The 25,959-nt window shown below is 70.8% G+C and carries 27 protein-coding genes; 17 read left to right on the top strand and 10 right to left on the bottom strand.

Translation table 11 applies throughout. The annotated features are described in order from the left end of the window. Positions 1-35 precede the first annotated feature (35 nt). Complete coding sequence (locus tag AC6CKD_RS25075) at positions 36-323, bottom strand: hypothetical protein (protein WP_498330057.1); 288 nt, start codon at positions 321-323, stop codon at positions 36-38. Positions 324-711: 388 nt separating this feature from the next. On the opposite strand from AC6CKD_RS25075, the gene AC6CKD_RS25080 reads away from it, so the two are divergent. From AC6CKD_RS25080 to pstB, 6 genes are all read left to right on the top strand, one after another. Next, on the top strand, positions 712-3,042 hold the full coding sequence (locus tag AC6CKD_RS25080) for an RNA degradosome polyphosphate kinase (RefSeq protein WP_498330059.1): 2,331 nt from the start codon (positions 712-714) through the stop codon (positions 3,040-3,042). Further along, positions 3,023-3,970: a CHAD domain-containing protein gene (locus AC6CKD_RS25085; RefSeq protein ID WP_498330060.1), complete on the top strand. Its 948-nt coding sequence runs from the start codon at positions 3,023-3,025 to the stop codon at positions 3,968-3,970. The genes AC6CKD_RS25080 and AC6CKD_RS25085 overlap by 20 nt, the downstream gene beginning before the upstream one ends. A gap of 310 nt (positions 3,971-4,280) precedes the next feature. Beyond that, complete coding sequence (pstS, locus tag AC6CKD_RS25090) at positions 4,281-5,420, top strand: phosphate ABC transporter substrate-binding protein PstS (protein ID WP_498330062.1); 1,140 nt, start codon at positions 4,281-4,283, stop codon at positions 5,418-5,420. A 91-nt stretch (positions 5,421-5,511) separates the two neighbouring features. Beyond that, complete coding sequence (gene pstC, locus AC6CKD_RS25095; RefSeq protein ID WP_498330064.1) at positions 5,512-6,513, top strand: phosphate ABC transporter permease subunit PstC; 1,002 nt, start codon at positions 5,512-5,514, stop codon at positions 6,511-6,513. After that, complete coding sequence (gene pstA / locus AC6CKD_RS25100; RefSeq protein WP_498330066.1) at positions 6,510-7,583, top strand: phosphate ABC transporter permease PstA; 1,074 nt, start codon at positions 6,510-6,512, stop codon at positions 7,581-7,583. Before pstC ends, pstA begins: the two co-directional genes overlap by 4 nt. A gap of 28 nt (positions 7,584-7,611) precedes the next feature. Beyond that, positions 7,612-8,388, top strand: a complete 777-nt coding sequence (gene pstB, locus AC6CKD_RS25105) for a phosphate ABC transporter ATP-binding protein PstB (protein ID WP_498330068.1) — start codon at positions 7,612-7,614, stop codon at positions 8,386-8,388. A 134-nt stretch (positions 8,389-8,522) separates the two neighbouring features. Here pstB and AC6CKD_RS25110 read toward each other — a convergent pair whose 3' ends face one another. After that, a complete protein-coding gene (locus tag AC6CKD_RS25110) occupies positions 8,523-9,524 on the bottom strand; it encodes an inorganic phosphate transporter (RefSeq protein WP_498330070.1) in 1,002 nt (333 codons plus the stop codon). Positions 9,525-9,529: 5 nt separating this feature from the next. After that, positions 9,530-10,150, bottom strand: a complete 621-nt coding sequence (locus AC6CKD_RS25115; RefSeq protein WP_388507743.1) for a DUF47 domain-containing protein — start codon at positions 10,148-10,150, stop codon at positions 9,530-9,532. A 193-nt stretch (positions 10,151-10,343) separates the two neighbouring features. Here AC6CKD_RS25115 and AC6CKD_RS25120 point away from each other — a divergent pair, with 193 nt between their 5' ends. After that, complete coding sequence (locus tag AC6CKD_RS25120) at positions 10,344-10,694, top strand: metal-sensitive transcriptional regulator (RefSeq protein WP_498330072.1); 351 nt, start codon at positions 10,344-10,346, stop codon at positions 10,692-10,694. 15 nt (positions 10,695-10,709) lie between these two features. Here the strand turns inward: AC6CKD_RS25120 and AC6CKD_RS25125 are convergent, their stop codons facing one another. Beyond that, positions 10,710-10,865 (bottom strand): hypothetical protein, encoded by a 156-nt coding sequence (locus AC6CKD_RS25125; RefSeq protein ID WP_498330125.1) that lies wholly within the window; start codon positions 10,863-10,865, stop codon positions 10,710-10,712. Between the two features lie 173 nt (positions 10,866-11,038). Next, positions 11,039-11,878 carry an SCO4651 family lipoprotein gene (locus AC6CKD_RS25130; protein WP_498330073.1) on the bottom strand — a complete coding sequence of 280 codons (840 nt, stop codon included), beginning with the start codon at positions 11,876-11,878 and terminating at the stop codon, positions 11,039-11,041. A 144-nt stretch (positions 11,879-12,022) separates the two neighbouring features. On the opposite strand from AC6CKD_RS25130, the gene AC6CKD_RS25135 reads away from it, so the two are divergent. Beyond that, positions 12,023-12,244, top strand: a complete 222-nt coding sequence (locus AC6CKD_RS25135) for a hypothetical protein (protein ID WP_498330074.1) — start codon at positions 12,023-12,025, stop codon at positions 12,242-12,244. A gap of 61 nt (positions 12,245-12,305) precedes the next feature. Continuing rightward, positions 12,306-12,539, top strand: a complete 234-nt coding sequence (locus AC6CKD_RS25140) for a hypothetical protein (RefSeq protein ID WP_498330076.1) — start codon at positions 12,306-12,308, stop codon at positions 12,537-12,539. A 141-nt stretch (positions 12,540-12,680) separates the two neighbouring features. On the opposite strand, the gene AC6CKD_RS25145 is transcribed toward AC6CKD_RS25140, so the two are convergent. The 4 genes from AC6CKD_RS25145 to AC6CKD_RS25160 form a co-directional block, all read right to left on the bottom strand. After that, entirely contained in the window at positions 12,681-13,394 is a 714-nt protein-coding gene (locus AC6CKD_RS25145) for a phosphatase PAP2 family protein (RefSeq protein ID WP_498330078.1), read from the bottom strand. A 211-nt stretch (positions 13,395-13,605) separates the two neighbouring features. Then, positions 13,606-14,643, bottom strand: coding sequence for a C40 family peptidase (locus tag AC6CKD_RS25150; RefSeq protein WP_498330079.1), 1,038 nt, complete (start codon positions 14,641-14,643; stop codon positions 13,606-13,608). Positions 14,644-14,799: 156 nt separating this feature from the next. Beyond that, positions 14,800-15,612 carry a thioesterase family protein gene (locus tag AC6CKD_RS25155; RefSeq protein ID WP_498330081.1) on the bottom strand — a complete coding sequence of 271 codons (813 nt, stop codon included), beginning with the start codon at positions 15,610-15,612 and terminating at the stop codon, positions 14,800-14,802. Between the two features lie 50 nt (positions 15,613-15,662). Beyond that, complete coding sequence (locus AC6CKD_RS25160) at positions 15,663-16,271, bottom strand: LysE family translocator (protein WP_498330083.1); 609 nt, start codon at positions 16,269-16,271, stop codon at positions 15,663-15,665. Positions 16,272-16,370: 99 nt separating this feature from the next. Between AC6CKD_RS25160 and AC6CKD_RS25165 the strand changes: the two genes are divergently transcribed. The 8 genes from AC6CKD_RS25165 (at position 16,371) to AC6CKD_RS25200 (ending at position 25,288) form a co-directional block, all read left to right on the top strand. Continuing rightward, on the top strand, positions 16,371-17,222 hold the full coding sequence (locus AC6CKD_RS25165) for a pentapeptide repeat-containing protein (protein ID WP_498330085.1): 852 nt from the start codon (positions 16,371-16,373) through the stop codon (positions 17,220-17,222). 193 nt (positions 17,223-17,415) lie between these two features. After that, positions 17,416-17,706, top strand: coding sequence for a hypothetical protein (locus tag AC6CKD_RS25170; protein WP_498330087.1), 291 nt, complete (start codon positions 17,416-17,418; stop codon positions 17,704-17,706). Between the two features lie 472 nt (positions 17,707-18,178). Then, positions 18,179-18,487: a DUF8827 family protein gene (locus AC6CKD_RS25175; protein WP_031145169.1), complete on the top strand. Its 309-nt coding sequence runs from the start codon at positions 18,179-18,181 to the stop codon at positions 18,485-18,487. A gap of 85 nt (positions 18,488-18,572) precedes the next feature. After that, positions 18,573-19,385, top strand: a complete 813-nt coding sequence (locus tag AC6CKD_RS25180) for a hypothetical protein (RefSeq protein ID WP_498330089.1) — start codon at positions 18,573-18,575, stop codon at positions 19,383-19,385. Beyond that, the gene (locus AC6CKD_RS25185) at positions 19,375-20,679 is read left to right on the top strand and encodes a hypothetical protein (RefSeq protein ID WP_498330091.1); all 1,305 of its coding nucleotides are present in this window, start codon (positions 19,375-19,377) and stop codon (positions 20,677-20,679) included. Before AC6CKD_RS25180 ends, AC6CKD_RS25185 begins: the two co-directional genes overlap by 11 nt. Beyond that, positions 20,676-22,238, top strand: a complete 1,563-nt coding sequence (locus tag AC6CKD_RS25190) for an SCO6880 family protein (RefSeq protein ID WP_498330093.1) — start codon at positions 20,676-20,678, stop codon at positions 22,236-22,238. The genes AC6CKD_RS25185 and AC6CKD_RS25190 overlap by 4 nt, the downstream gene beginning before the upstream one ends. A 19-nt stretch (positions 22,239-22,257) precedes the next feature. Beyond that, positions 22,258-23,673 (top strand): ATP-binding protein, encoded by a 1,416-nt coding sequence (locus AC6CKD_RS25195; protein ID WP_498330095.1) that lies wholly within the window; start codon positions 22,258-22,260, stop codon positions 23,671-23,673. 1 nt (position 23,674) lies between these two features. Next, the gene (locus tag AC6CKD_RS25200) at positions 23,675-25,288 is read left to right on the top strand and encodes a type VI secretion protein (protein WP_498330097.1); all 1,614 of its coding nucleotides are present in this window, start codon (positions 23,675-23,677) and stop codon (positions 25,286-25,288) included. On the opposite strand, the gene AC6CKD_RS25205 is transcribed toward AC6CKD_RS25200, so the two are convergent. Further along, positions 25,285-25,842: a GNAT family N-acetyltransferase gene (locus tag AC6CKD_RS25205; protein ID WP_498330099.1), complete on the bottom strand. Its 558-nt coding sequence runs from the start codon at positions 25,840-25,842 to the stop codon at positions 25,285-25,287. The two genes, AC6CKD_RS25200 and AC6CKD_RS25205, sit on opposite strands and share 4 nt — an antisense overlap. Positions 25,843-25,959 lie beyond the last annotated feature (117 nt).

Below are 25,959 nucleotides of genomic sequence, written 5' to 3' on the forward strand. Positions count from 1 at the left end.
CGGCCCCTCGGCCCCTCGGCCATGCGGCTGTGCGGCTACTCGGCGCCCAGCTTGCAGGCACTCTCCGCGGTCGCCTTGGTGACACCGCTGACCTCGGTCAGGCCGGTCACACACTCGTCCTGGGCCCCGGTCACCGCGACGTAGCACGCCGCGCGAACGGCTGCCGGAGCCTCGCCGCCCTTCAGCTCCCGCTCGACCTGGCTGATGCAGGCCGAGACGTCGGCGGGAACGGCGGCCTGGACGGCGGGGGCCGCAACGGCCGCGCCTCCCAGGGCGAGGGTCAGACCGGTGAGGACACCTGCGATACGGATCGACGTGCGCATGGGACGCACCTGCTCTCCGGAATCTCCACGCGACCCCGACCGGGACCCCGACGCGCCTCGGCGTACCGAGACGCGCCCGGCCCAGCACGACGTGACCGGACCGCGCGGGAACGGCGCCGAGCACGCGCGGCCGCGTACGGCCCGGGCCCGGTCCCCGTACCGGACCGGCTCGGCAGGACATCCCTCCCTCCTACCGACGCTAGAACACCCCCCGGCCCCCCGCACCCGCTGGCACCTCCCCAGCCGTCCGCGCGGACCCTGGAAGCCATACGCCATTAACCGGGCATTAATGCGCGGTCGCGAAGCTGACGGCATGCAGCCCCGACTCCGACTGACGGCCGACCCGTCCGACGCGCCTGTCCTCCCGCGTGCGCGGAAGAATGGAGTCATGAGCCACAAGCCCAGCGCAGCCCCCACCGAGGTCCCCAACCAGCCGCCGCCGCAGAAGTTCGCGTCCCCGTCCGCGCCCACGGCCGCGGACATCTCCGCCTCCGTGGCCGCGGCCGCCGCCACGCCCGAGGCGGTGGCGGCCCGCGCGGCCACCGGCGCACACGCCCGCCTGGGGTCCATAGCCGCCCACCGCCCGCACGTCGATCTGGAACCGGATCTCGACGCGGACCTGGACGCCTACGACGAGAAGGACACCGGCGAGCTGCCCCCGGGCCGCTTCCTCGACCGGGAGCGCAGCTGGCTCGCCTTCAACGAGCGCGTCCTGGAGCTCGCCGAGGACCCCGCCACGCCCCTCCTGGAACGCGCGAACTTCCTGGCGATCTTCGCCAGCAACCTCGACGAGTTCTTCATGGTCCGCGTCGCCGGCCTCAAGCGCCGCATCGCGACCGGCGTCGCCACCCGTTCGGCCTCGGGCCTGCAGCCCCGTGAGGTCCTCGACCTCATCTGGACCCGCTCCCGCGAGCTCATGGCCCGCCACGCCGCCTGCTTCCAGCAGGACATCTCCCCGCAGCTCGCCGAGGAGGGCGTCCACCTCATCCGGTGGCCCGACCTCACCGAGAAGGAGCAGGCGCGCCTCTTCACCCTGTTCCGCAACCAGATCTTCCCGGTGCTCACCCCGCTGGCCGTGGACCCCGCGCACCCGTTCCCGTACATCTCCGGCCTCTCCCTGAACCTGGCCGTGGTCGTACGCAATCCCGTCAGCGGCCACCGCCACTTCGCCCGGGTCAAGGTCCCCCCGCTCCTCTCCCGCTTCCTGGAGGCCTCCCCGCAGCGCTACGTCCCGCTGGAGGACGTCATCGCCGCGCACCTGGAGGAGCTGTTCCCCGGCATGGAGGTGCTCGCGCACCACATGTTCCGCGTGACCCGCAACGAGGACCTCGAGGTAGAAGAGGACGATGCGGAAAACCTCCTCCAGGCCCTCGAAAAGGAACTGATGCGGCGCCGCTTCGGCCCGCCGGTGCGCCTGGAGGTCGAGGAGTCCATCGACCCCGGGGTCCTGGACCTGCTCGTGCAGGAGCTGAAGGTCAACCCGTCCGAGGTGTACCCGCTCCCCGGCCCCCTCGACCTCACGGCCCTCTTCGGGATCGCCTCCCTGGACCGGCCGGAGCTGAAGTTCAAGAAGTTCGTCGCCGGCACGCACCGCGACCTCGCCGAGGTCGAATCCGCGTCCGCGCCCGACATCTTCGCGGCGCTGCGCGAGCGGGACGTGCTGCTGCACCACCCGTACGACTCCTTCTCCACCTCCGTGCAGGCCTTCCTGGAGCAGGCCGCCGCCGACCCCGACGTGCTCGCGATCAAGCAGACCCTGTACCGGACCTCCGGCGACTCCCCGATCGTGGACGCCCTGATCGACGCCGCCGAATCCGGCAAGCAGGTCCTCGTACTCGTCGAGATCAAGGCCCGATTCGACGAGCAGGCCAACATCAAGTGGGCGCGCAAGCTCGAGGAGTCCGGCTGCCACGTCGTCTACGGGCTCGTCGGCCTCAAGACCCACTGCAAGCTGTCCCTCGTCGTCCGCCAGGAGGGCGACACGCTGCGCCGGTACTCCCACGTCGGCACCGGCAACTACCACCCCAAGACGGCACGGCTCTACGAGGACCTCGGCCTGCTCACCGCCGACCCGCAGGTCGGCGCGGACCTCTCCGACCTCTTCAACCGGCTGTCCGGCTACTCGCGCCGCGAGACCTACCGCCGGCTTCTGGTGGCCCCGCGCTCGCTGCGCGACGGCCTGATCTCCCGGATCGACAAGGAGGCGGCCCACCACAAGGCGGGGCGCCCCGCGTACGTGCGCCTCAAGATGAACTCGATCGTCGACGAGGCGCTCATCGACTCGCTCTACCGGGCCTCGCAGGCCGGCGTGCCCATCGACATATGGGTCCGCGGCATCTGCGCGATCCGCCCCGGTGTCCCCGGGCTCTCGGACAACATCCGGGTCCGCTCGATCCTCGGCCGCTTCCTGGAGCACTCCCGGGTCTTCGCGTTCGGCAACGGCGGCGAACCCGAGGTGTACATCGGCAGCGCCGACATGATGCACCGCAACCTCGACCGCCGTATCGAGGCACTGGTCAGGGTCGCCGACCCGGCCCACCGCGCGGCTCTGGACCGGCTGCTGGAGACCGGGATGTCCGACGCCACCACCTCCTGGCACCTGGGCCCGGACGGCGAATGGACGCGGCACAGCACGGACGGCGAGGGCCAGCCGCTGCGGCACGTTCAGGAGATGCTCATTGAGGCCCGGAGGCGCCGGCGTGGCTCAGCCAAACCATGACCTGACCGCGACGACGGCAGGCACCGTACTCGGTACGTACCTGCGGGCGCAGGCCACCGCCTTCCTACGGGGCCTGCGCCTGCACGAGGAGGGCGCGGCGAGCGGCGGCGGCGAGGCGGCGCGCGGCCTGCGGGGGGCTGCGCGCCGGATCTCCTGCTCCCTGTCCACGTTCAGGGCGGTGGCCGATTCCGCCTGGGCGGATTCGCTGCGCACCGAGCTGGTCTGGCTGTCGGGGACGCTGGCCGACGAGCACGCGTATGCGGCCCGGCTGTCACGGCTGATGGACGCCCTGCAACGGCTGTCGGGGAACCCCGAGGTGCCGGCGCCCAGGGGCACGGCGGGCTCCCTGACCGTGGGCTCCGCCCGCGCGGGCGCCCTGCTGGAGCGCCAGCTCACCCTGGCCCGCACCCGGGCCCACTCCGCGACCCTGCACGCGCTCGGCTCCTCCCGCTTCCACGCGGTCGCGGACGCGGTGGCGGTACTGGCCTCCGAGGTCCCGCTGGACCCCGTAGCGGCCCGGGGCCGGGTGGACGACGTCCTGGTCCCCCTGGCCGAGGTGGCGCATTCCCGCCTGTCCGTGGCGGTGCACTCGCTCCCCGCCCCCTCGCCCTCGCACCCGTACGACGCGGACCACGACGGCTCGTGGAACGAGGTGCGCCGGCTGCTGCGCGTCCACCGCTACGCGCAGGAGGCCCTGGGCGGCGACGTGGCCCGCCTGACGGCCGCGGGCGAGGCCCTGACCCGCCACCGGGACGCCGCGGAGGCCGCCGCCGCCTCGGCCACGGCGGCCCGCACCCCCCGCATCGCCCCGGCGACGGCGTACGCCCTGGGCGTCCTGCACGCGGACCAGCGGCACGAGGTCGAGTCCTCCCGCGCCACCTTCCAGCACATCTGGCAACCGGCCGATTCCAGCCACGCGGGGGTCTGACCCCGCCGGACCACGCCGGCGTCGCATCCGCTTCCGGCCCGGCCGACGCGGTCACGTAATGGTAACGGCGGGGTAACGGAAGATGACGTCCAGTCCCGGAGCCGACCGGACACACCACCCCGCCCACCACGGTTCACCGTCCGTTCACTTGCCGCGGTCGGCCGCTTCACCTGATCTGCCTAACTTCGTAGGAGCAGGGAGCGAGTCGCCGCGAAAGCGGACGATTCCTCCGGGCAATCGACGTAGTCCTCTTCGCACGCCGCCCCGATCCAGAAAGCGGCCGGCGGCTTCTGGAAGGAAACACCCGAAAGTGAAGCTTCAGCGCAAGAACATGCTTCGTGCCTCCGCCCTCGGGGCGCTCGTCGTGTCCGGCGCCCTGGTCCTCACGGCGTGCGGCTCGGACGACAACACCAAGGCCACCGGCGACGGCACGACGAAGGCTCCGGCCGCTGCGGGTGACGTCAAGTGCGACGACGCCAAGGGCCAGCTGCTGGCCGCGGGCTCTACGGCGCAGAAGAACGCGATGGACCTGTGGGTCAAGGCCTTCCAGGCCGCCTGCCCCGGCGTGGAGATCAACTACCAGGCCATCGGCTCCGGTGGCGGCATCACCAAGTTCACCCAGGGCCAGGTCGCCTTCGCGGGCTCCGACTCCGCGCTGAAGGAGAACGAGGTCGCCGAGTCGCAGAAGATCTGCACCGGCGGCCAGGGCATCAACCTCCCGATGGTCGGCGGCCCCGTCGCCATCGGTTACAACCTGAGCGGCGTCGACAACCTCGTCCTGGACGCCCCCACGCTGGCCAAGATCTTCGACTCGAAGATCACCAAGTGGGACGACGAGGCCATCAAGAAGCTGAACCCGGGCGCCGCGCTTCCCTCGACCGCCATCCAGGCCTTCCACCGCTCCGACGAGTCGGGCACCACCCAGAACCTGGGCAAGTACCTGAGCGAGGCCGCCCCGGCCGAGTGGACGCACGACCCGAAGGCGAAGTCCTGGCCCGCCCCCGGCGGCCAGGCCGCGAACGGCTCCTCCTCCGTCGCCTCCAACGTCAAGAGCACCGAAGGCGCCATCGGCTACTTCGAGCTCTCGTACGCGAAGTCCGGCAACATCAAGGCCGTCGCCCTGAACACCGGTGCGGCCGCCCCGGTAGCGGCGACCAGCGAGAACGCCTCCAAGGCGATCGCGGCCGCCAAGGTCAAGGGCACCGGCAGCGACCTGTCGCTCGGACTCGACTACAAGACCAAGGCCGACGGCGCCTACCCGCTCGTCCTGGTGACGTACGAGATCGTCTGCGACAAGGGCAACAAGGCAGAGACCCTGCCCACCCTGAAGGCCTTCCTCAACTACGCCGTGAGCGACGCGGGCCAGAAGGTCCTGACCGACGCCCACTACGCGCCGATCCCGGCCGAGATCGCGGCCAAGGTCCGCGAGATCGTCCCCACCCTCTCCTGACCCTCCGCGGCCGGCCCCCACACCCGAGGGGCCGGCCGCACCATCCGGTGCACCGCCGCCTGGAGCGCAAGCTCCGCAGACCGGAGAAACCATGGACATAGCCACGCACACCACAGAGTCGAAACTGCCACCGTCGGCACCCCGCGCCTCTCGCGCGCGACGTAGCACCGGCCGCGCCGGCGACAAGATCTTCCTGGGCCTGTCCCGGGGATCCGGCATCACGCTGCTCGTGATCATGGCCGCCATCGCGGCGTTCCTCACCTACCGGACGGTCCTCGCGCTGTCGCGGAACGAGGGGAACTTCCTCACCACCTCCGAGTGGAACCCGGCCGGCAACCCGCCGGTGTTCGGCGTCGCCGTCCTCATGTACGGCACGGTCGTCAGCTCGGTCATCGCGATGGCCATCGCCGTGCCGGTCGCCATCGGCATCGCGCTGTTCATCTCGCACTACGCGCCCCGCAAGCTGGCCGGCCCGCTCGGCTACGTCGTCGACCTGCTGGCCGCCGTGCCGAGCATCATCTACGGCCTCTGGGGCGCGGTCTTCCTGGTCCCGTACCTGGGCGGCCTGAACCAGTGGCTCGACCAGTACATGGGCTGGACGTACATCTTCGACAAGACCTCCGAAGGCATCGCCCGGAACATCTTCACGGTCGGCATCCTGCTGGCCATCATGGTCCTGCCGATCATCACCAACGTCACCCGCGAGGTCTTCCTCCAGGCGCCCAAGGCGCACGAAGAGGCCGCTCTGGCCCTCGGCGCCACGCGCTGGGAAGTCATCCGCATCGCGGTCCTGCCGTTCGGCCGCTCCGGCATCATCAGCGCCTCGATGCTCGGCCTCGGCCGCGCCCTGGGCGAGACGATGGCCGTCGCCGTCGTCCTCTCCCCGAGCTTCCTGATCTCCGGCCACCTGCTGGACCCGGGTGGCGGTACGTTCGCGCAGAACATCGCCGCGAAGTTCAACGAGGCCGACGAGTTCGGCCGTGACGCGCTCATCGCCTCCGGCCTCGTCCTCTTCCTCATCACCCTGCTGGTCAACGGCGCCGCTCGCCTCATCATCGCGCGCCGCAAGGAGTACTCGGGGGCCAACGCATGAGCCAGCTCGTCCAAGACAAGCGGCCCGCCCCCGCGCTCGGCCAGACCTCCCTGGCCCACGCCCGGCTGCCCCGCTGGGCGCCGGCAGCCATGGCCGTCACCTCCGTCGCCGTGGCGTCGGGCATAGGCCTGGCCGCGGGCTGGCACAGCAAGATCCAGTGGGGCATGATCGCCGCCCTGCTCTTCGTGGTCGCCAACTACACGATCACCAGCAAGGTCGAAGGCAGCCGCCAGGCGAAGGACCGCGTCGCGACCAGCATCGTCTGGGTCTGCTTCGCCCTCGCCATCGTGCCGCTGCTGTCGCTGGCCTGGATCACCGTCGGCAAGGGCATCAAGGTCCTCGACCCGTACTTCCTGACCCACTCGATGAGCGGCCTGCTCGACGTCGAGGCGGGCGGCGGCATCTACCACGCCCTGCTCGGCACCCTGGAACAGGTCGGCATCGCGACGCTGATCGCCGCGCCCATCGGCATGCTCACGGCGATCTACCTGGTCGAGTACGGCCGCGGCAAGCTCGCCAAGGCGGTCACCTTCTTCGTCGACGTCATGACGGGCATCCCGTCGATCGTCGCGGGTCTGTTCATCCTCGCCACCTGGAATCTGATGCTGGGCTTCGGGCCCTCCGGATTCGCCGGCGCGATGGCCCTGGCCATCCTGATGATGCCGGTGGTCGTGCGCTCGACCGAGGAGATGCTCAAGCTCGTCCCGAACGAACTCCGCGAGGCCTCGCTCGCCCTCGGAGTCCCGAGGTGGCGCACCATCCTGAAGGTCGTGGTCCCCACGGCCATCGGCGGCATCACCACCGGTGTGATGCTCGCGGTCGCCCGCATCACGGGTGAGACCGCCCCGGTGCTGCTGCTCGTCTTCGGTACGAAGCTGATCAACCCGAACCCCTTCGAAGGCGCCCAGTCGTCGCTCCCGCTCTACGTGTACGAGCAGTACTCCGTAGGCACCGACGCCTCGATGGACCGGGCATGGGCCGCAGCGCTCGTCCTGATCGCCTTCGTCATGATCCTCAATCTGGTGGCTCGCGGCATCGCCCGCTGGAAGGCCCCGAAGACCGGTCGCTGACGCGACCACAGAAAGCGAAGTGACCACCATGGCGAAGCGAATCGACGTCAGCGGACTGTCCGCCTTCTACGGCACCCACAAGGCCATCGACGACATCTCGATGACCGTGGAGCCCCGCTCCGTGACGGCCTTCATCGGCCCCTCCGGCTGCGGCAAGTCCACCTTCCTGCGCACCCTGAACCGCATGCACGAGGTCACCCCCGGTGGCCGCGTCGAGGGCAAGGTGCTGCTGGACGACGAGAACCTGTACGGCCCCGGTGTCGACCCGGTCGCGGTCCGCCGCACGGTCGGCATGGTCTTCCAGCGCCCGAACCCCTTCCCCACCATGTCGATCTTCGACAACGTGGCCGCGGGTCTGCGCCTGAACGGCTCCTTCAAGAAGGCCGAGCTCGCCGACATCGTCGAGCGGTCCCTCAAGGGCGCCAACCTCTGGAACGAGGTCAAGGACCGCCTGAACAAGCCCGGCTCCGGCCTCTCCGGCGGCCAGCAGCAGCGCCTGTGCATCGCCCGCGCCATCGCGGTCGAGCCCCAGGTCCTGCTGATGGACGAGCCCTGCTCGGCCCTCGACCCGATCTCCACCCTCGCCATCGAGGACCTGATCGGCGAGCTCAAGGAGCGCTTCACGATCGTCATCGTGACGCACAACATGCAGCAGGCGGCGCGCGTCTCCGACCGCACGGCCTTCTTCAACCTCTCCGCGGTCGGCCAGCCCGGCAAGCTCATCGAGCTCGACGACACGGACCGGATCTTCTCGAACCCGTCCGTGCAGGCGACCGAGGACTACATCTCGGGCCGCTTCGGCTGAGCCGCGGCCCCACAGAACGTCCTGCGGTGCTGCATGGCGGTGCCACCGCAAGGCGAAAGAAAGAAAAGGGCCGGCTCCCCCTGGGTGGGGGGAGCCGGCCCGCTTTCGTAGGTCCGTCGGCGACCGGCCGGTCGCTAACCGACGAAGGCCAGGTTCACGATCCAGAAGCTGAGCGCCGCGACCAGCGCCGCGGCCGGCATGGTGATGAACCAGCCCAGGATGATGTTCTTGGCGACGCCCCAGCGGACCGCGTTCACCCGCTTGGTCGCGCCCACGCCCATGATCGCCGAGGTGATCACGTGCGTGGTGGAGATCGGCGCGTGGAAGAGGAACGCCGAACCGAACATGATCGAGGCACCGGTGGTCTCCGCCGCGAAGCCCTGCGGCGGGTCCAGCTCGATGATCTTGCGGCCGAGGGTGCGCATGATGCGCCAGCCGCCCGCGTACGTACCCAGCGAGAGCATCACGGCGCACGCGACCTTGACCCAGACCGGGATCGAGTCGCCCGCGTTCTGCACGTCGGCGATGACCAGGGCCATCATCACGATGCCCATGGTCTTCTGCGCGTCCTGCAGGCCGTGGCCGAGCGCCATGCCGGCCGCCGAGACCGTCTGCGCGATGCGGAACCCGCGCTTGGCCTTGTGCGGGTTGGCACGGCGGAACATCCACATGATGGCGACCATCACCAGGTAGCCGACGACGAGGCCGACGACCGGCGAGATGAACATCGGGATGACGACCTTGTCGACCACGCCCGACCAGAGCACCTCGGTGCCGCCCGCCAGCGCCGCGCCCACCATGCCGCCGAACAGCGCGTGCGAGGAGGACGAGGGCAGGCCGAAGTACCAGGTGATCAGGTTCCACACGATCGCGCCGACGAGCGCCGCGAAGAGGATCCACATGCCCCGGTTGCCGTGGGGCGTCTCGATCAGGCCCTCGCTCACCGTCTTGGCGACCCCGCTGCCGAGGAAGGCGCCGGCGAGGTTCATGACCGCGGCCATCGCGAGCGCGGCGCGCGGGGTCAGCGCACGGGTCGAGACCGAGGTCGCGATCGCGTTCGCCGAGTCGTGGAAACCGTTCGTATACGTAAAGCCGAGCGCGACACCGATGGTCACGACCAGAGCGAAGGTGTCCACGAGGTTCAGGACTCCTTGACCGCGATGGTCTCCACCGTGTTCGCGACGTGCTCGAACGCGTCGGCCGCCTCTTCGAGCACGTCGACGATCTGCTTCAGCTTCAGCACCTCCATGGCGTCGTACTTGCCGTTGAAGAGCTGGGCGAGCAGCTTGCGGTGGATCTGGTCGGCCTGGTTCTCCAGGCGGTTGACCTCGATCCAGTACTCGGTCAGGTTCTCCATCGTGCGCAGGTGGGGCATGGCCTCGGCGGTCAGCTCGGCCGCGCGCGCCAGTACCTCGATCTGCTGCTCGACGCCCTTGGGGAGCTCCTCCACGTTGTAGAGGACGACCAGGTCGACCGCCTCCTCCATGAAGTCCATGATGTCGTCGAGGCAGGACGCCAGGTTGTAGATGTCCTCGCGGTCGAACGGTGTGATGAAGGAGGAGTTGAGCTGGTGGAAGATCGCGTGCGTGGCGTCGTCTCCCGCGTGCTCCGCTGCCCGCATCCGCTCCGCGATCTCGACCCGGGCGGAGGAGTCCGCTCCGAGCAGTTCCATGAGGAGCTTGGAGCCCGTGACGATGTTGTCCGCGGATGCGGCGAACATGTCGTAGAAGCTCGTCTCCCTGGGGGTCAGACGAAATCGCACGTGAGGTCCTCGGGGTGCATTGGATTCGGTCAGGCTGATGCTAGGCGCATCCCCCGGCCACGGCTAACCGGCAGTTCCCCAGTGTCCTCCATCAGGCAGAGTGAGGACGACGGACCCCTGCCCCTACGGCCGAGGGCCGGTACCCTATACCCATGAGGGGTATAGGTCTCCATTCCGGACCACGGGAGGACGCATGACTGCCATCCAGGCGGAGGGCTCCGGAGCCACCACGGCCGCCACCACGGCCGCGGACACGGGCGCGGTGCACGGGTACCACCACCAGAAGGACGAGCACCTCAAGCGGCTGCGCCGGATCGAGGGCCAGATCCGGGGCCTCCAGCGCCTCGTCGACGAGGACGTCTACTGCATCGACATACTCACCCAGGTCTCGGCGAGCACGAAGGCGCTCCAGTCCTTCGCGCTCCAGCTCCTGGAGGAGCACCTTCGGCACTGCGTCGCCGACGCGGCCGTCAAGGGCGGGGGAGAGATCGACGCCAAGGTCGAGGAAGCGACGAAGGCGATCGCCCGACTGCTGCGCACCTGACCCGGGGAACGGCGGTCAGCCGGACCACACGCCCCTCAGCACCTCGTCGATCCGGTCCTGGCTGAGTCTCTCCTCGGCCACGGCCGACGCCGCGATGATCAGCTCTCCGCACAGTTCGATCTCGGCCAGAGCCACGAGGTCCTGCACCGTCGAACCGCCTGCGGGAGTCACGCGTGTCACCTCAATCTGCCGTCGTACGGTCGCCGGCACTCGGCTTCTCAGCGTAGGGAGCGCGCGGCGCGGCGCGCATGACACGGATGGACCATTTCCGGCCCCCTCACATGGGCCCGTTGGCCGGGGGCGGCCCGATCGCGCCGCCCCCCGGGGGGGGGGGCTCCGGCCGGCTAATCGGCGATCTTCCCGGCATAAATGTCCCCCTCCGCCGGCAACACGACGGTGACCGGGGTCCCGAAGCCGTAGAGCAGCGTGGTGGAGGACACGTCGATCACGCCCTTGTTGACGTAGGTGAAGCGGTGGCGGACCTTGCGCAGCAGGCCCTCGGCGTCGAGGTAGGCATCGAACGGCACCGCGTCCTTGCTGAACCCTTTCGCCGCCGCCTCCAGCGCCCCCTTCACCGCCGGTGAGGCCTGCGCCGCGGCCCGCGCGATGTCGGTCGTACCCCGGTAGTGCCGCACCTTGGTCCCGGCCACCTCGGTCTCGCCCACGTACGTCACGTCCTGCGCCCCGCGCAGCAGCTCGGCGGCGGCCATCGGGTCGGTGGCCCCGCCGGTGACGAGGTTCCCGTCGGCGAGGGCCGTCGTGTCGACGCGGACCCACTTGTCGTCGGGGACGCCCGCGCCCCGGTTCTTCATGTAGAGCGCGCCGGGCACCAGGAGCTCGGTGATGGGCCGGCGTTCGGCCTTGCCCTTGGCGTCGTCGGGCAGCATGACGAGCAGCTGCCCCATCCGGTTCTTGAAGTCGACGCCGCCCTCGCCCCGGATCGTGACCCGGGTGCCGCCCGTCGCCATTTCCATGGCCGTACGGGTCTGCGCGCTCCCGGTCCTGAGGAGCGCGTCGGCGGCTCCGCGGACCGTCGCCGCCGGGTCGTCGCCGGGCCGGGCGTCGTCGCCCGCGACGGCGTCGCCACCGCACCCGCTCAACGCCGCCACGGTCAGGGCCAGGCCGACCGCGGCCGCGACCCGACCCGCGCGTCGCCGCCTCCGCCTGTGCTGGTGCACCACCATCGCCTGCCAACCCCCAACGCGTGACCGCTGTTTGCCCGAGGCCCACCCGCTCCGCTTAACGAGGTCCCGGGCCTCCCGTCACGGCCGCGCGCTCCTCACCCCGGGCCAGTGCCCCAACCGCCCCCGGCCCGGTACCTTGGTGGAGTGGAACCGCACACCGAAGCGACCCTCGTCCCTCCGCTTGCCGCAGTACCGCTGCCCCGCGACCCCTCGGGTCCGGCGGGGACACCGCCCGTCGGCCACGCCACCAGCACCTCGGACCGCGGCTCGTTCAGCCTGGCCGTCTGTACGTGCGGCTGGCGCGGCCCGGCCCGCCGCTCCCGCGATCTGGCCCGCAGGGACGCCACCGGCCACGCCGCGGCATAGCGGTTCGCCCGATCGGACGGCCCGGCTGGCCGACTCGCCCGGGAGCGGATGCCCTTGTCTCATGCCCGGACCCGCGCCACGACTCGCCGCCCTCCTCTGGGCCCTGCTGATCGCGTTCGCCCCCGCCACCCCGGCCCGGGCCAGCCCCGTGGGTACGGCCGACGGGCCCGGCGACGTCGCCCTGGCCATCGGGGTCACCACCGCCGCGGCCACCGGGACCGGTCTGTGGCTGCGCTCCCACTACCGGCGCACCGACTCGGATGCCGACGGCACGGACCCCGGCGGCGATCCGTGACCCCGCCCCCGCGCTCCCGGCCGGCGGCGGTCCGCGTCTGCTTCGGTGCGGCGGCGCTGTGCCTGCTGGCCGCCGTGGTGCTGGCCGTCTGGGACTCGTACCGCATCGGCTGAGGCTCCGGACACCGCCCGGAGCACCCCCTCAGGCGGCGAGGTCGCTCTCGTGCCCGCGCCCCGCCGGCTCCGCCGCCGCGAGGCCCACCGGCCGGGCCACCACGCGCTCGCGTGGCCGGACCAGTACGCCCAGCCGCGGGGACCGGGCCACGGCCCGCACCGCCGGGGTCAGCAGCGCCATCGCGAGCGGCGCGAGCAGCAGCACCACCGCGGTGCCCAGGGCGAGCCCGCCGATGACGTCGGTCGGATAGTGCAGGCCCATGTAGACCCGCGTGAACCCCTCCGCCAGGGCCAGCCCGATCCCGATGAAGCCGAGCTTGCGGTGGGCGACGAACAGGCCGACGCCGAGCGCCATCGCGAGCGTCGCGTGGTCACTGACGAAGGAGAAGGCGCTGTCGCCGATCCCGGCGCCGGATTCCAGCACCTCCACCCCGCCGTGCTGCGCGGCCGGCCGCGGCCGGCCCACGAACTCCCGCAGCGGGACGTTCAGGAGCAGCGCGGCACCGGCGGCGAGCGGGGCCCACAGGAGCGCGGTGAAGGACTCGACGGCGGCGGGCTCGTCCTGCCGGCGCGCTCCGCGCCAGCACCAGAGCACCAGGAGGACGAGGGCCAGCAGGATCCCGTACTCGCCCAGGAGCGCGACCGTCCGGTCCAGCCACTCCGGGGCTTGCCGCGCCAGTCCGTTGATCTCGTACAGCAGGCTTACATCCACGTTCGGCCCACCTGTTGTGAGTCCAGCCATGGTGATGCGGCCCCTTGCCCTTGCCTTGGTACCCGTACGGCCGCACGCCGATGTGCGGCCCTTCGCCCCCGGTGATCAATCCGGCGCTTCCGCTCGTCCTGCCCCAGTGACCATGGAACGCCCGTTCTGGCTGCTACGTTCCACTCTCCACCGAATGATCACCCCAACGTTATCGAAGAGTGACTCATCGTCGCAGCTCAGGGCCTTCGCTTCACGCTGTGTTGCCAACGCCCTCGCGCCGGGGCAGCGCCTCCGCACCGTCCTTCGTCACGCGCGTCGCGCCGAAGTAGTCGGGCGTGTCGATCTTGTCGAAGCGGATCACGGCTCCGGTGAACGGGGCGTTGATCATGTACCCGCCGCCCACGTAGAGCCCGACGTGCCGGATCTCCCGGGAGTTCGTCAGATCGTCGGAGAAGAACACCAGGTCTCCCGGCAGCAGTTCCGCGCGCGAGGGGTGCGGACCGGCGTTGTACTGGTCGTTCGCCACGCGCGGCAGATCGATCCCCACCGACTCGTACGCGGCCTTGGTCAGCCCCGAGCAGTCGAACCGCCCGCCCTGCTCGGGCGTCCCGTTCCCGCCCCACAGGTACGGGGTTCCCAGCTGCTTCTGCGCGAAGTAGATCGCCCCGGCGGCCTGCTGCGAGGGCGCCACCCGCCCGATGGGGGCCTCGAAGCTCTTGGCGAGGGTCGTGATGGTCTTCACGTACCCCTCGGTCTCCCGGTACGGCGGGACGCCCCCGTACTGCTTCACCGCGCCGGGCCCCGCGTTGTAGGCGGCCAGCATGTTCTTGACCGGGTCGCCCGGCACCTTGGACACGTACCGCGCCAGCTCGCAGTCGTACGAAGCCGCCGACGGGATCGCGTCGTTCGGATCCCAGATGTCACGGTCCCCGTCGCCGTCCCCGTCGACGCCGTGCGTGGCCCAGGTCCCCGGGATGAACTGCGCGATGCCCCGCGCGTCGGCCGGGCTCACCGCGCCCGGGTTCCAGCCGCTCTCCGAATAGAGCTGGGCGGCCAGCAGCGCCGGGGTGAGCGTCGGGCAGAGGTTGCCCCACTTCTGCACGAGGGACTGGTACTTCCCCGGCACGGCCCCCTTCGCGAGCCCGCCGGCCCGCCCGGCCGCGCCGGTCGCGATGCCCGCGGCCGCCGAGTACGTACCGACCACGAGCAGGGCGAGAAAGCACAGGCACGCCCCGAAGCTGATTCCACCGACCACCCAGAGTCTGCGCACCCGCCAACCTTCCCCCATCGAACGGCTTTTCCCGGGGCTTGCTCCACCCCGTGTCGAATCATCCCGCCGGGGAACCGCCACAGGAACCGCAGCACCACGGGCAGTTGGAGCACGGCCCCCGGCGTACGGGTGAACTCATACGACGATACGAAGTATTTAGGCCCCTCGGCCCCTCTACCCCCTCGGCGCCACGAACAGGCTCTGCGCGCTCCGCCCGATCGGGCCCTTCTCGTCGTGCAGCCGTGCGTCCGCCAGCCCGATGCCCGCCGCGTCCACGCTCGTACGGGCCTCCACGCACACCCATTCACCGGCCGGATGGCGGTGCAGGTGCACGGTCAGGTCGCCGTTGACGAAGACGTACCGAGCGAAGTCCATGACGGAGCTGATGCCGTTGCCCGAGTCCGCCGCGACCAGGACCCGGTCCAGGGGCCGGGGCTCCTCCCCGGCGACGAGCGGCACCCTCATCCGCATCCAGCACGTCCCGGGCCCCAGTTCGACGAACGCACCCCGCGTGAACCGGGTCTCCATCGCCGAGTGGTAGCCCGTCTCCCACGGCACCGGGAAGAACGGAGTCGGCCCCACCTCCCCGGGCGGCGGCAGTTCCGGCCCGGGCACGACGGACGGTACGGACTCCCCCGCCACCCGGATCCGCAGCGCCCGCGCCAGCATCACGGGCGCGGCCCCGGCGGGGGCGAGCGCGGCCTCGACCACCTCGGTGCCGCGGCCGGCCCGCAGCACGCTGGTCGTCAGCTCCAACGGGCCGATCGGCACCGGGCGCAGGATCTCGTACGTGATCCGGGCGATCCGCATGTCGCCCCGCCCGCCCGGCCGCTCCTCGATCGCCCGCCCGAGCAGCGCCGCCGGCGGACCGGCGTGCTGCGCGCCGGGATCCCACGGGCCGCGCGTGTAGCCGCTCGCCAGGAACCGTCCCGCGTCGATCCGCTCGTAGAACCCCTCTACATCGCTGACTTTGCCCTCGGCGCCCATGGCCGCCACGCTACCGAGTGGTAACCGGCGACCGCCAGCCCCCACCCTCCTCAACGGGCGAAGCCCAGCCCCACCCCGAGCCCCACCAGGACCGACCCGATGGCCCGGTTCAGCGTCTTCTGCGCCTTCAGCATCCGGTCGCGCAGCCGGGAGTTGGAGAAGAACAGCGCCACGGCCCCGAACCAGCCCAGGTGCGCCGCCGACATGAACAGCCCGTACCCGGCCTGCTGCCACACCGGGGTCCCCGGCCCGACCACCTGCGTGAAGGTGGACACCACGAACAGGGTGGTCTTCGGATTGAGCACGTTGGTCAGGAAACCGCTCCTGAGCGCCCCGAACGGGGTCAGCCCGCCCTTCTCCTCCAGGTCCACGGTCAGCTCGGCCCGCGCCCGGAAGGTCCGTATCCCGATCCACACCAGGTACGCGGCACCCGCCAGCTTGATCACCGTGAACAGCTCGGCGGAAGAGGCGATCAGCAGACCGACCCCGAGCATCGTGTACGAGACGTGCACCAGCACCCCGGCCGCGACACCCGCGGCCGCGAACAGGCCGGTGGGCCGCCCGTACAGGTAGCTGTTGCGGACGACCATGGCGAAATCCGCGCCGGGACTGATGACGGCGAGGAAGGTGATGACGGCTACTGCGATCACTTCGGTCATGCGGCGATGCTCCCCGGACCCGCCCACAACGATCAAGGGCTTTCCGCGCCCCGGGCACCCGACGACGGCACAACTCCCCCTCCGGGAGACAATGGGGACGTGCCCAAGCCTCCTCCCGCCGGCCCCGCCAGCCCCGCCGCCCCCGCTCCGCTCCCGCTCCTCCAAGCGGACTGCGCCAACTGCTTCGCGCTCTGCTGCGTGGCCCTGCCCTTCTCCAAGTCCAGCGACTTCGCCGTGAACAAGTCCGCCGGCACCCCCTGCAAGAACCTCCGGCAGGACTTCCGCTGCGGCATCCACACCGGGCTGCGCGACCAGGGCTTCCAGGGCTGCACCGTCTTCGACTGCTTCGGCGCGGGCCAGCAGGTCTCCCAGGTCACCTTCGGCGGCCGCGACTGGCGCACCCACCCCGGCACGGCCCGCGCGATGTTCACGGCCTTCCCGGTGATGCGGAGCCTGCACGAGCTGCTCTCCTACCTCACCGAGGCCCTCACCCTCCCCGCGGCCCGCCCGCTCCACGCGGAGCTGCGCACCGCCCTGGCCGACACCACCGGGTGGACCGGCGCGACCCCGGAGGCCCTCGCGGAGCTCGACATCACCCCGCTGCGCCAGGAGGTGAACACCCTGCTCCTCAAGACCAGCGAGCTCGTACGGGCCAAGGTGGCGGGCCGCAAGAAGAACCACCGCGGCGCCGACCTGATGGGCGCCCGCCTCTCCGGCGCGGACCTGCGCGGTGCCAACCTCCGCGGCGCCTACCTGATCGCAGCCGACCTCAGCGGCGCGGACCTGCGCACGGCAGACCTGATCGGCGCGGACTTCCGCGACACCGACCTGCGCGACGCCGACCTCCGCGAGGCCCTCTTCCTCACCCAGCCCCAGCTGAACGCGGCCCGGGGCAACCCCGCGACCCGCATCCCGCCCGCCCTCACCCGCCCCGCGCACTGGCTCCCGTAGAGGCGGCTTCCGCTCCGCCCGAGGTCCGGCTCGAAGCCGACGCGGCGACTGGCGGCGCACACCGGACACGTGTGCGCCCCTGACGCATCCACGCGCCCCCCGACGGGCGTCACCATCCGCTACCGGCCCCATACGGTGAGCCACGCAACCGGAAGATGATCGTCACCTACCGGCCCACTGGAGGCTCCCCACCATGCGACGACGCCCGACCACGACCTTCGGCACCCTCGCGGCCGCCGCCACCCTCGCCCTCGGCCTCGGCGGCTCCGCCCACGCGTCCTCGGGCGAACTGTTCATCAACGGCCACGCGATCCACGAACCGTCCGGCTGCGTCCTGCACAACGGCCCCGCCGCGGTCACGAACCACACCGACGGCCCCGTCTTCATCACCAGCGGCCGCTGGTGCACCGGGGCGGTCATCGGCGTCATCCACTCGGGCGAGACCCGCTTCGCCCCGTTCACCTCGAACATCTTCGTCCCGTAGCCCGGACACCACCCCACCCCGCGGATCCCGCGCCCGGCTCGTGCCCCGGGCGCGGCACCGCGGGGACGCCGGCCGGCACGGCCTGACGACGGCCTGCCCACACGAAGCATCGCCCGCAACCGGTGGCGCGGATCGACCGACTGACGGAATGTCGGAAAACACCATCGGCATGGTCGAACGAACCACGCCCCGTTGCGCCAAACGGCGCCCCCACGGCGACCACCCAGCACACCGGGACGGCAATCATTGCCCGCAGTCACGCCTCGTGATACACAGAGTGACGATACGTTCTTTCCCCCACACGCCGCCCGACCCCAGGTCAGGACATACGAACGGCACCCGGGGCGACGGATCGGGTAAAGAGAGCAGTCAAGTCGACATCCGACGGCGGTTTCATCAGGGAAGATAGAGCGTGACCCCTGCCGTCCGGGCACGGGCTACCGGAACTACCCATACAGGGGCGGTGAGTTACATGATCCTGGCAGCCGAAAAGGGCGACATCACCACCATCATCGGCGGAATCGCCCCGAACTGGGGGCCGTTCGGCAGTCTCGGCAACGAAGCGAAGATCATGATCGAAGTGGTCATGGCCGTAGCGATCCTGCTCTGCCTGGGCATCGCCATCTGGGGCGCGGCCAAGCAGCGCATCGGCGCCACCGCACTGCGCGACACCTTCAGCGCGGAACAGGGCAAGGGCCTCATCGTGGCCGGCCTGACGGGCGTCTTCATCATCGGCTCACTGGGCACCCTCTTCACGATCGTCTACGGAATGGCCGTCTAGCCCGAGCTCTGATGAGGACTCACCACGCCGCGCCTGCGCGGATACCAGCGCTACCGTCGTACGACGCGGAGGGGGCGAACACCGAATGAGCACCGACGACCCATACGGTCGCGGCGAGGTCGGCGGCACCGGCCAGACCCGTACCCGCTTCCCGGAGCCCACGGACCCGTACGCCCCACCGCGCCGCACCCCCCGAGGCCTGATCACAGTCGTCGGAGTAGTGGTCCTCCTCATCGCAGCCATCGCCTTCGCCAACCAGTCCCGCACCCCCGAGAACCCCCCGACCGCGGACAAGCCCCCCACCGCCACCAACCCGACGGCGGCCACGGGCACCGCCCCGGTGGACGGCAAGTCGGCTGGGGTGCCCTCCGGTTTCCCACAGGATCAGCAGGGAGCCCAGTCCGCGGCATCGAACTACGCCGTGGCACTCGGCTCTGACGGCATGTTCAACCCTGCGCGCAGACACGCCATCGTCGACGCCGTCGCAGACGACAGCACCAAGACGAAGCTCCAGAGCGGCTTCGACGCCGACTACTCGCCCGGTCTGCTCGCGCAGATCGGGTTGACCAAGGACGGCCTCGCGCCCACGGGCTCCACGTTCGTCAACCGGACCGTTCCGGCAGGCGCCAAGGTCAAGAGCTTCTCCAACGGGACCGCCTCGGTCGAGGTCTGGTGCATCGGCATGTTCGGCCTGACCGGTGAGAAGTCCACCCGCCCCGTGACCAGCGGCTGGTTCACCATCTCCCTGACGCTGAAGTGGAACGGGTCCGACTGGAAGGTCCTCGAAACCGCGCAGAGGGACGGTCCTACCCCCGTGACCGGCGACGACCCGGTGTCCACCGCAGACGAGATCGGCCGCGCCGTCACCGAGTTCGGAGGCTTCACCTATGCCCGGTAGCCGCAAGCTGCCGCTCCGCGGCATCGGTGCCACGGCGGCAGCCGTTCAGACCGCCGTCATCCTCTTCGCCACCCGCGCGACGGCCGCTCCGTCACCGCCGCCGGCCCCGTTGCCCAGCCCGAGCAACCCCTGCGGGCTGATCTCAGGTCCTGCCAAGGACTACTGCGAGCGCGACGGCTCCGCCCCCGCCCCCGGCGCAGGCCTCACCCCCAGCGACCCCACCGACGCCCTCAACCCCCTCTCCTCCCTCGCAAAGGGCTGCGCCGACGCCGCAGCCTGGATCGTCGGCGAACTCAGCAAAGCGGTAAACGGCACCGCCAACGTCGACTTCACCAACGGCGCCTTCCTCAAGCAGTACGCCATCGTCTTCGCCGCCTCCACCATCCTCACGCTCATCCTCTGGCTCTTCGCCGTAGCCAAACGAGCCATCCGCGGCGTCCCCTTCGCCACCGCCATGTCCGAAGCCATCGGCTTCCTCTGGCTCACCGTCCTCGCCTCCGCCTTCACCCCCCTCATCCTCTACACCGTCGTCTCCGCCACCGACGGCGTCACCGAGGTCATCGCCTCCGCCACCGGCGGCCAGACCGACGTCTTCTTCGGCTCCTTCGCCGAAGCCCTCAAAAAGGGCGACGACATCGGCGGCGGCCCGATCATGCTGATCGTCGTCGCCCTCGTCACCGTCCTCGCCGCCGGCATCCTCTGCCTGGAGCTCGTGATCCGCGCCGCGCTCCTCTACGTCGGCGCCCTGCTCGGCACCGTCGTCTACGCCGGCCTCGTCGACCGCAACCTCTGGGGCCACGTCCGCCGCTGGGCGGGCATCATGATCGCCGTCATCCTCGTGAAGCCGGTCATCGTCATCGTCCTCGGCCTCGCCGGAGCCCTGGCGGGCGACAAGGGACCGAACGCCTTCTCCGCGGTCGTCTCCGGCCTCGCCATCATCCTCCTGGCGATCTTCGCCTCCGCGATGATCTACCGCTTCGTCCCCGGCTTCGGCGACGAGATCGCCTCCGCCCGCACCAACCGCAGCAAGGCCACCGACGGCGCCCAGGCGGCCGCCGTCATCAGCTCCCCGGCCTCCCTCGTCTCCCAGGGCATCAAGACCCACAGCAGCCGCGGCGGCGGAAACAGCGGCGGCGGCGCCCACCGCGCCGGCGGCGACGCCAACCAGATCTCCGGAGGCATGGCCGCACACAGCAGCCGCGGCTCCGGCGGCGGAAACGGCGGCGGCCCCGCCGCCGCACCCCCGCCCCGTACGGGCTCCAGCACGAGGAACACAGGAGGTGACGGGCGGTGACGACCCAGTCCCACCAGCTCCACCCGGTCACGCCCCGCCGCACGTATCTCATCGGCCGGGCCCGGCCGAACGCGATCGTCGGCAAGAACCGCGAGACCGGCGAGATCGCCCTGATCATCGTCGGCGCGTTCCTCGGCATGATGAGCGGACTGCTCGTCCCCTCCCTCACCCTGCGCATCGCCTCCCTCGCCGGCTTCCCGATGCTCGCCCTCGCCGCCGTCTACGTCCCCTACCGCGGCCGCACCTTCTACCGCTGGTTCGAGATCAACCGCAGCTACAAGCGCACCCTGCGCCGCGGCACGACGTTCCGCTCCGGCGCCATGGAAGCCGGCATCCGCGCCGCCGACGGCCGCGAGGTCGAGGTCGGCCCGCCCCCCGGCATCGGCCGCATCAACTGGCTCGCCGCTCCCTTCGGCCCCGACGAGATCGCCGTCCTGCTCCACGCGGACCGCAGAACCGTGACCGCCGCCATCGAGATCGAGGGCCCCGGCGTGGGCCTGCGCGACAGCGAGGACCAAGAGGCCCTCGTGGACCGCTTCGGCACCCTCCTCAAGCACGTGGCCAACGGCGACGGCTTCGTCACCCGCCTCCAGATGCTCGTACGCACCCTGCCCGCCGACCCGGAGGCCCACGACAAGGACGTTGCCGCCCGCGGCAACACCAACGCCCCGGTCTGGCTGCGCGATTCGTACGACCAGCTCCAGTCGATGGTGTCGACCTCCTCCGAGCAGCACCGCGCGTACCTCGTCGCCTGCATCCACTTCACCCGCGAACTCGCCGCCGAGGCCCACACCATCGCCCGCGCCGCGACCCCCCACAAGGGCCGCAGGGTCGACCGCGACGCCGGTCTCGCCATCGTCATGGCCCGCGAGCTCACCGACATCTGCGCCCGCCTCGCCGAGGCGGACATCCGCGTCCGCCAGCCGCTGGGCCAGGGCCGCCTCGCCTCCCTCGTGCACTCCATGTACGACCCGGACCACCCCATCGACCACATCCAGGCCATGACCAAGCGCAACGCCTGGCCCGCCGAACTGGACGCCGTCGAACCGACCTACCTCCAGGCCAAGACCCGCGAGTCCTCCACCCGCGCCCCCTGGTGCCACGCCACCGCCTGGGTCAAGGAATGGCCGATGACCCCGGTCGGCGTGAACTTCCTCGCCCCGCTCCTCGTCCACACCCCCGACGTCATCCGCACGGTCGCCGTCACCATGGACCTGGAACCCACCGAGATCGCCATCGAGCGCATGCTCACCGAGAAGACGAACGACGAGGCCGACGCCAGCCGCGCCGCCAAGATGAACCGCACCGTCGACCCCCGCGACATCGCCGCGCACGGCCGGCTCGACCAGCGCGGCGAAGACCTCGCGAGCGGCGCCGCCGGCGTCAACCTCGTCGGCTACATCACGGTCTCCTCCCGCTCCCCCGAAGCCCTCGCCCGCGACAAGCGCACCATCCGCGCCTCGGCGGGCAAGTCCTACCTGAAGCTCGAGTGGTGCGACCGCGAGCACCACCGCGCCTTCGTCAACACCTTGCCGTTCGCCACCGGCATCCGACGCTAGCTGGAGGGAATGGCCGCCCATGCGAGATCCCATGTCCGCCCTGACGGACGCCTTCACCAGCTTCCTGTTCGGCAAGGTCGAAACCACCCGACTCCCCGTCCGCACGTCCACGGGCCAGGCACAAGCCGTCTACCTGCCCACGGCCGCCCCCGGACTCGGCGACTCCGGCGTCATCATCGGCCGTGAGGTCTACAGCGGCAAGGGCTACATCTACGACCCCTTCCAGCTGTACGGCCAGCAGCTCCCGGCCCCCCACTGGCTCGTCCTGGGCGAGTCGGGCAACGGCAAGTCCGCCCTGGAGAAGACGTACGTCCTACGCCAGCTCCGCTTCCGGGACCGCCAGGTCGTCGTCCTGGACGCCCAGGGCGAAGACGGCGTCGGCGAGTGGAACCTCATCGCCCAGCAGCTGGGAATAACCCCCATCCGCCTGGACCCCATCGCCGCCAACGACGACGGGATCCGCCTCAACCCCCTCGACCCGGCGATCACCGCGACGGGCCAGCTCGCGCTGCTCCGAACCATCATCGAAGTCGCCATGGGCCACGGCCTGGACGAACGCTCGGGCTTCGCCCTGAAGGTCGCGCACGCCTACGTGGTCGAAACGATCCGCGACCGCCAGCCGGTCCTGATGGACATCGTCGAACAACTGCGCCACCCGGAACCCGAATCGGCACTCTCGATGAACGTGGCCACAGACGACGTCCGGGCCTGGGGCCTCGACGTCGCGCTCGTCATCGACCGCCTCGTCGACGGTGACCTGCGGGGCATGTTCGACGGCCCGACCACCGTGGGCATCGACCTCGACGCCCCTCTCATCGTCTTCGACCTCTCCCACATCGACCGCAACTCCATCGCCATGCCGATCCTGATGGCGATCGTCGGCGTGTGGCTGGAACACACCTGGATCCGACCGGACCGCAAGAAGCGAATCTTCCTCGTCGAGGAGGCCTGGCACATCATCAACAGCCCCTTCGTGGCCCAGCTGTTCCAGCGCCTCCTCAAGTTCGGCCGGCGCCTGGGCCTGTCCTTCGTGGCGGTCGTCCACCACCTATCGGACGTAGTGGACGGCGCAGCAGCGCGCGAAGCGGCGGCGATCCTCAAGATGGCCTCGACCCGCACGATCTACGCCCAGAAAGCCGACGAGGCCCGCGCCACGGGCCGCGTCCTGGGCCTCCCCCGCTGGGCGGTGGAAATCATCCCGACCCTGACCCCCGGCATCGCGGTCTGGGACGTGAACGGCAACGTCCAGGTCGTCAAACACCTGATCACCGAAGCCGAACGCCCCCTGGTCTTCACCGACCGCGCCATGACCGAATCCTCGGTCCAGCACCGCCTGCCCGACGACCTCCTCGCCGCCGAACTGGAGACGGAGGAGCGCGCCCTCCTGATGGAACGCCACCGCAACGCCGGCGGCTCGGCGACCACGGTGGCCTGACATGCCCAACAGCACGGACCATCGCCCCCAAGGCGGCATCCCGGACGGCCTCCTGGTAGGCCTCTTGGCCTTCCTCCTGGGCCTGGCCGTCCTCATCTGGACGTCCACCGGCCTGGCGGCCTTCTTCACGAAGGGCGCCTGGCCGAGCGAGGTCACCTTCACCCGCACCCCGACCGCGGTCCGCTCGCTGATAGCCCAACCGCAGAACATCCCGGCCGCCTGGCCGGACACACCCCCCGAGGCCCTCTCCAACTGGGGCCTCTTCTGGGGCTTGTTCATCAGCCAGCTCCTGATCCTCCTGGTCCTGGCGATCTTCACCCTGGGCATCGTCGCCCGCACGAAATCCCGCCGCCGCCACCCCCCGACGGCCGAACCGCCCCACCCTCCGGACCGGCCGAAGCCACATCCAGCCCCACCGGCGCTCGACGAGCGGGGGCCCGGGAGCCGGCCCCCGGCGGCGGCGCCGCACCCCGCCACGGTCCCCATCCCGACCAAACCCCACCCCGTCCCCGCCCCGTCGCAGCGGTTCTCAGCCCCTGCGGCGTTTGAGGAGCGGGGACCCGGGGGCAGAGCCCCCGGCAACGCCGCCGCCCCCACGGACGAGGCATACCGCTACGGCTTCGGCTACGCACCGACCCCGGCGCCGGTGCCGGTGCCGGTGCCTGCCCCCACCCCGCCACACGCCCCGCGCCTCGCCTACGCCCCACCCCAAGCCCGAACCACCGCAGCCGCAGAAGCCATCGCATCCGCACAGGGCGCGACCCTCGTGATCACGTCCTCCCCCGCCCTCTGGTCGGACACCAAGGACGCCCGCTCCAAGCTGGGCCCCGTCCTCCTCTACGACCCCTCCCACCTCTGCGACACCCCGGCCCGCATCCACTGGAGCCCCACCGAAGGCTGCGCGGACCGCGCCACCGCCGCCGCCCGAGCCATCGCGCTGCTCGCCCCGGTCCGCCCCCAGGCCCGTATGGACTCCGCCCTCGCGGACACCGCGGAAACGCTCCTGCGCAGTTGGCTCCAGGCCGCCGCCCTGGACGACCGCCCCTTCAAGCAGCTGCACCGCTGGGCCCAGGGCACCAACGCCCAGGAGCCGGTCCGCATCCTGCGCACCCACCCCCAGGCGGCGACGGCCGCCCCCGGCGCGGCCGGCGAACTGGAGAGCGCGCTCACCGCCCACCCCGACCGCCGCGAACAGGCCCAACACCTCACGGCCCGCGCCCTGACCGCTCTCTCCTCGATCCACATCCGGGAATCCTGCACCCCGAACCGAACCGATTCCCTCGCCCTGGCATCGTTCGTCTCCGAAGGGGGCACCCTCTACGTGGTGGGCGAACCCCTGGAAGACCCCCGTGCCCACCCGGGTGCGATGCCACTGCTGACCGCACTCGCCTCGAGCGTGGTCGAGCACGGCCGCCGCATGGCCGCACGGTCATCCGACGGTCGGCTCGACCCACCACTGACCCTGGTCTTCGAGGACGTCGCCGCCGTGGCCCCTATCCCCCAACTGCCACAGCTGCTCCAGGACACGACCCTCCCGCTCGTCGCCCTGTGCCGCAGCCGCGAACAGGCCCGCTCCCGCTGGCCGGAAGCGGACCTCCCCGTAGCCGCCCGCTAGGCGGGCCGCGGGAACACGTACTCCAGCTCCTTCGCGGACGGGTCGGTCGGCATCGGCACGACCGTCCCGCTGGGTACGAACCCGAACCGCCGATAGAACGCCGCGGCCCGCGCGTTCTCCTCGTGCACGAAGAGCCGTACGCGCACCAGCGCCGGCTCCTCCAGCCCCCAGGCCCACTCCAGCGCGGCCGAGAACAGCTTCTCGGTCAGCCCGGTCCCGCGCTGCCCGGGTCGGACGAACACGCCCACGAGGTGCGCCTGGGCCTGCTCGATCTCCCCATCGAAGATGTCGGTCGTACCGGCCTCCTCGAGGAGCATGCTCACCGTCCCGGCCCACACCCCATCAGGCCCCTCGGCCACGAACTGCCGGACGCTCCGCCCTGCAGCGGCACCGGCAGCCCGCTCCTGCCAGAACTCATCGCTCCTCCCCTCGCCCTGCTCAAGGGTCTCCAGGAAGGCGACCGGCGCGGCCGGATCCCGCAGAGCCGCGAGCCGCAGCTCCTTCACCTTGTCCCACTCTTCAGCCCGCACAGGACGTATCACGTACTCGTTCATACGTCGGGATCCTAACGAGCGGGCCGGCCCGGCTTCATCCGAGTTTCCCCTACCACGAAACCCAAGGAGTGAAAAGACCCGTAAACGCAGAAAAGCCCCGCACCGAACCCGAAAGGG

It is taken from the genome of Streptomyces sp. GQ60 (genome assembly GCF_059758875.1).

What these genes read in the sequence shown, in the direction of transcription:
- AC6CKD_RS25075 (WP_498330057.1), bottom strand. Translation starts at nt 323, where the DNA reads ATGCGCACGTCGATCCGTATCGCAGGTGTCCTCACCGGTCTGACCCTC.
- AC6CKD_RS25080 (WP_498330059.1), top strand. Translation starts at nt 712, where the DNA reads ATGAGCCACAAGCCCAGCGCAGCCCCCACCGAGGTCCCCAACCAGCCG.
- pstC (WP_498330064.1), top strand. Translation starts at nt 5,512, where the DNA reads ATGGACATAGCCACGCACACCACAGAGTCGAAACTGCCACCGTCGGCA.
- pstA (WP_498330066.1), top strand. Translation starts at nt 6,510, where the DNA reads ATGAGCCAGCTCGTCCAAGACAAGCGGCCCGCCCCCGCGCTCGGCCAG.
- pstB (WP_498330068.1), top strand. Translation starts at nt 7,612, where the DNA reads ATGGCGAAGCGAATCGACGTCAGCGGACTGTCCGCCTTCTACGGCACC.
- AC6CKD_RS25120 (WP_498330072.1), top strand. Translation starts at nt 10,344, where the DNA reads ATGACTGCCATCCAGGCGGAGGGCTCCGGAGCCACCACGGCCGCCACC.
- AC6CKD_RS25130 (WP_498330073.1), bottom strand. Translation starts at nt 11,878, where the DNA reads ATGGTGGTGCACCAGCACAGGCGGAGGCGGCGACGCGCGGGTCGGGTC.
- AC6CKD_RS25140 (WP_498330076.1), top strand. Translation starts at nt 12,306, where the DNA reads ATGCCCGGACCCGCGCCACGACTCGCCGCCCTCCTCTGGGCCCTGCTG.
- AC6CKD_RS25145 (WP_498330078.1), bottom strand. Translation starts at nt 13,394, where the DNA reads ATGGCTGGACTCACAACAGGTGGGCCGAACGTGGATGTAAGCCTGCTG.
- AC6CKD_RS25150 (WP_498330079.1), bottom strand. Translation starts at nt 14,643, where the DNA reads ATGGGGGAAGGTTGGCGGGTGCGCAGACTCTGGGTGGTCGGTGGAATC.
- AC6CKD_RS25155 (WP_498330081.1), bottom strand. Translation starts at nt 15,612, where the DNA reads ATGGGCGCCGAGGGCAAAGTCAGCGATGTAGAGGGGTTCTACGAGCGG.
- AC6CKD_RS25160 (WP_498330083.1), bottom strand. Translation starts at nt 16,271, where the DNA reads ATGACCGAAGTGATCGCAGTAGCCGTCATCACCTTCCTCGCCGTCATC.
- AC6CKD_RS25170 (WP_498330087.1), top strand. Translation starts at nt 17,416, where the DNA reads ATGCGACGACGCCCGACCACGACCTTCGGCACCCTCGCGGCCGCCGCC.
- AC6CKD_RS25175 (WP_031145169.1), top strand. Translation starts at nt 18,179, where the DNA reads ATGATCCTGGCAGCCGAAAAGGGCGACATCACCACCATCATCGGCGGA.
- AC6CKD_RS25180 (WP_498330089.1), top strand. Translation starts at nt 18,573, where the DNA reads ATGAGCACCGACGACCCATACGGTCGCGGCGAGGTCGGCGGCACCGGC.
- AC6CKD_RS25185 (WP_498330091.1), top strand. Translation starts at nt 19,375, where the DNA reads ATGCCCGGTAGCCGCAAGCTGCCGCTCCGCGGCATCGGTGCCACGGCG.
- AC6CKD_RS25195 (WP_498330095.1), top strand. Translation starts at nt 22,258, where the DNA reads ATGCGAGATCCCATGTCCGCCCTGACGGACGCCTTCACCAGCTTCCTG.
- AC6CKD_RS25200 (WP_498330097.1), top strand. Translation starts at nt 23,675, where the DNA reads ATGCCCAACAGCACGGACCATCGCCCCCAAGGCGGCATCCCGGACGGC.
- AC6CKD_RS25205 (WP_498330099.1), bottom strand. Translation starts at nt 25,842, where the DNA reads ATGAACGAGTACGTGATACGTCCTGTGCGGGCTGAAGAGTGGGACAAG.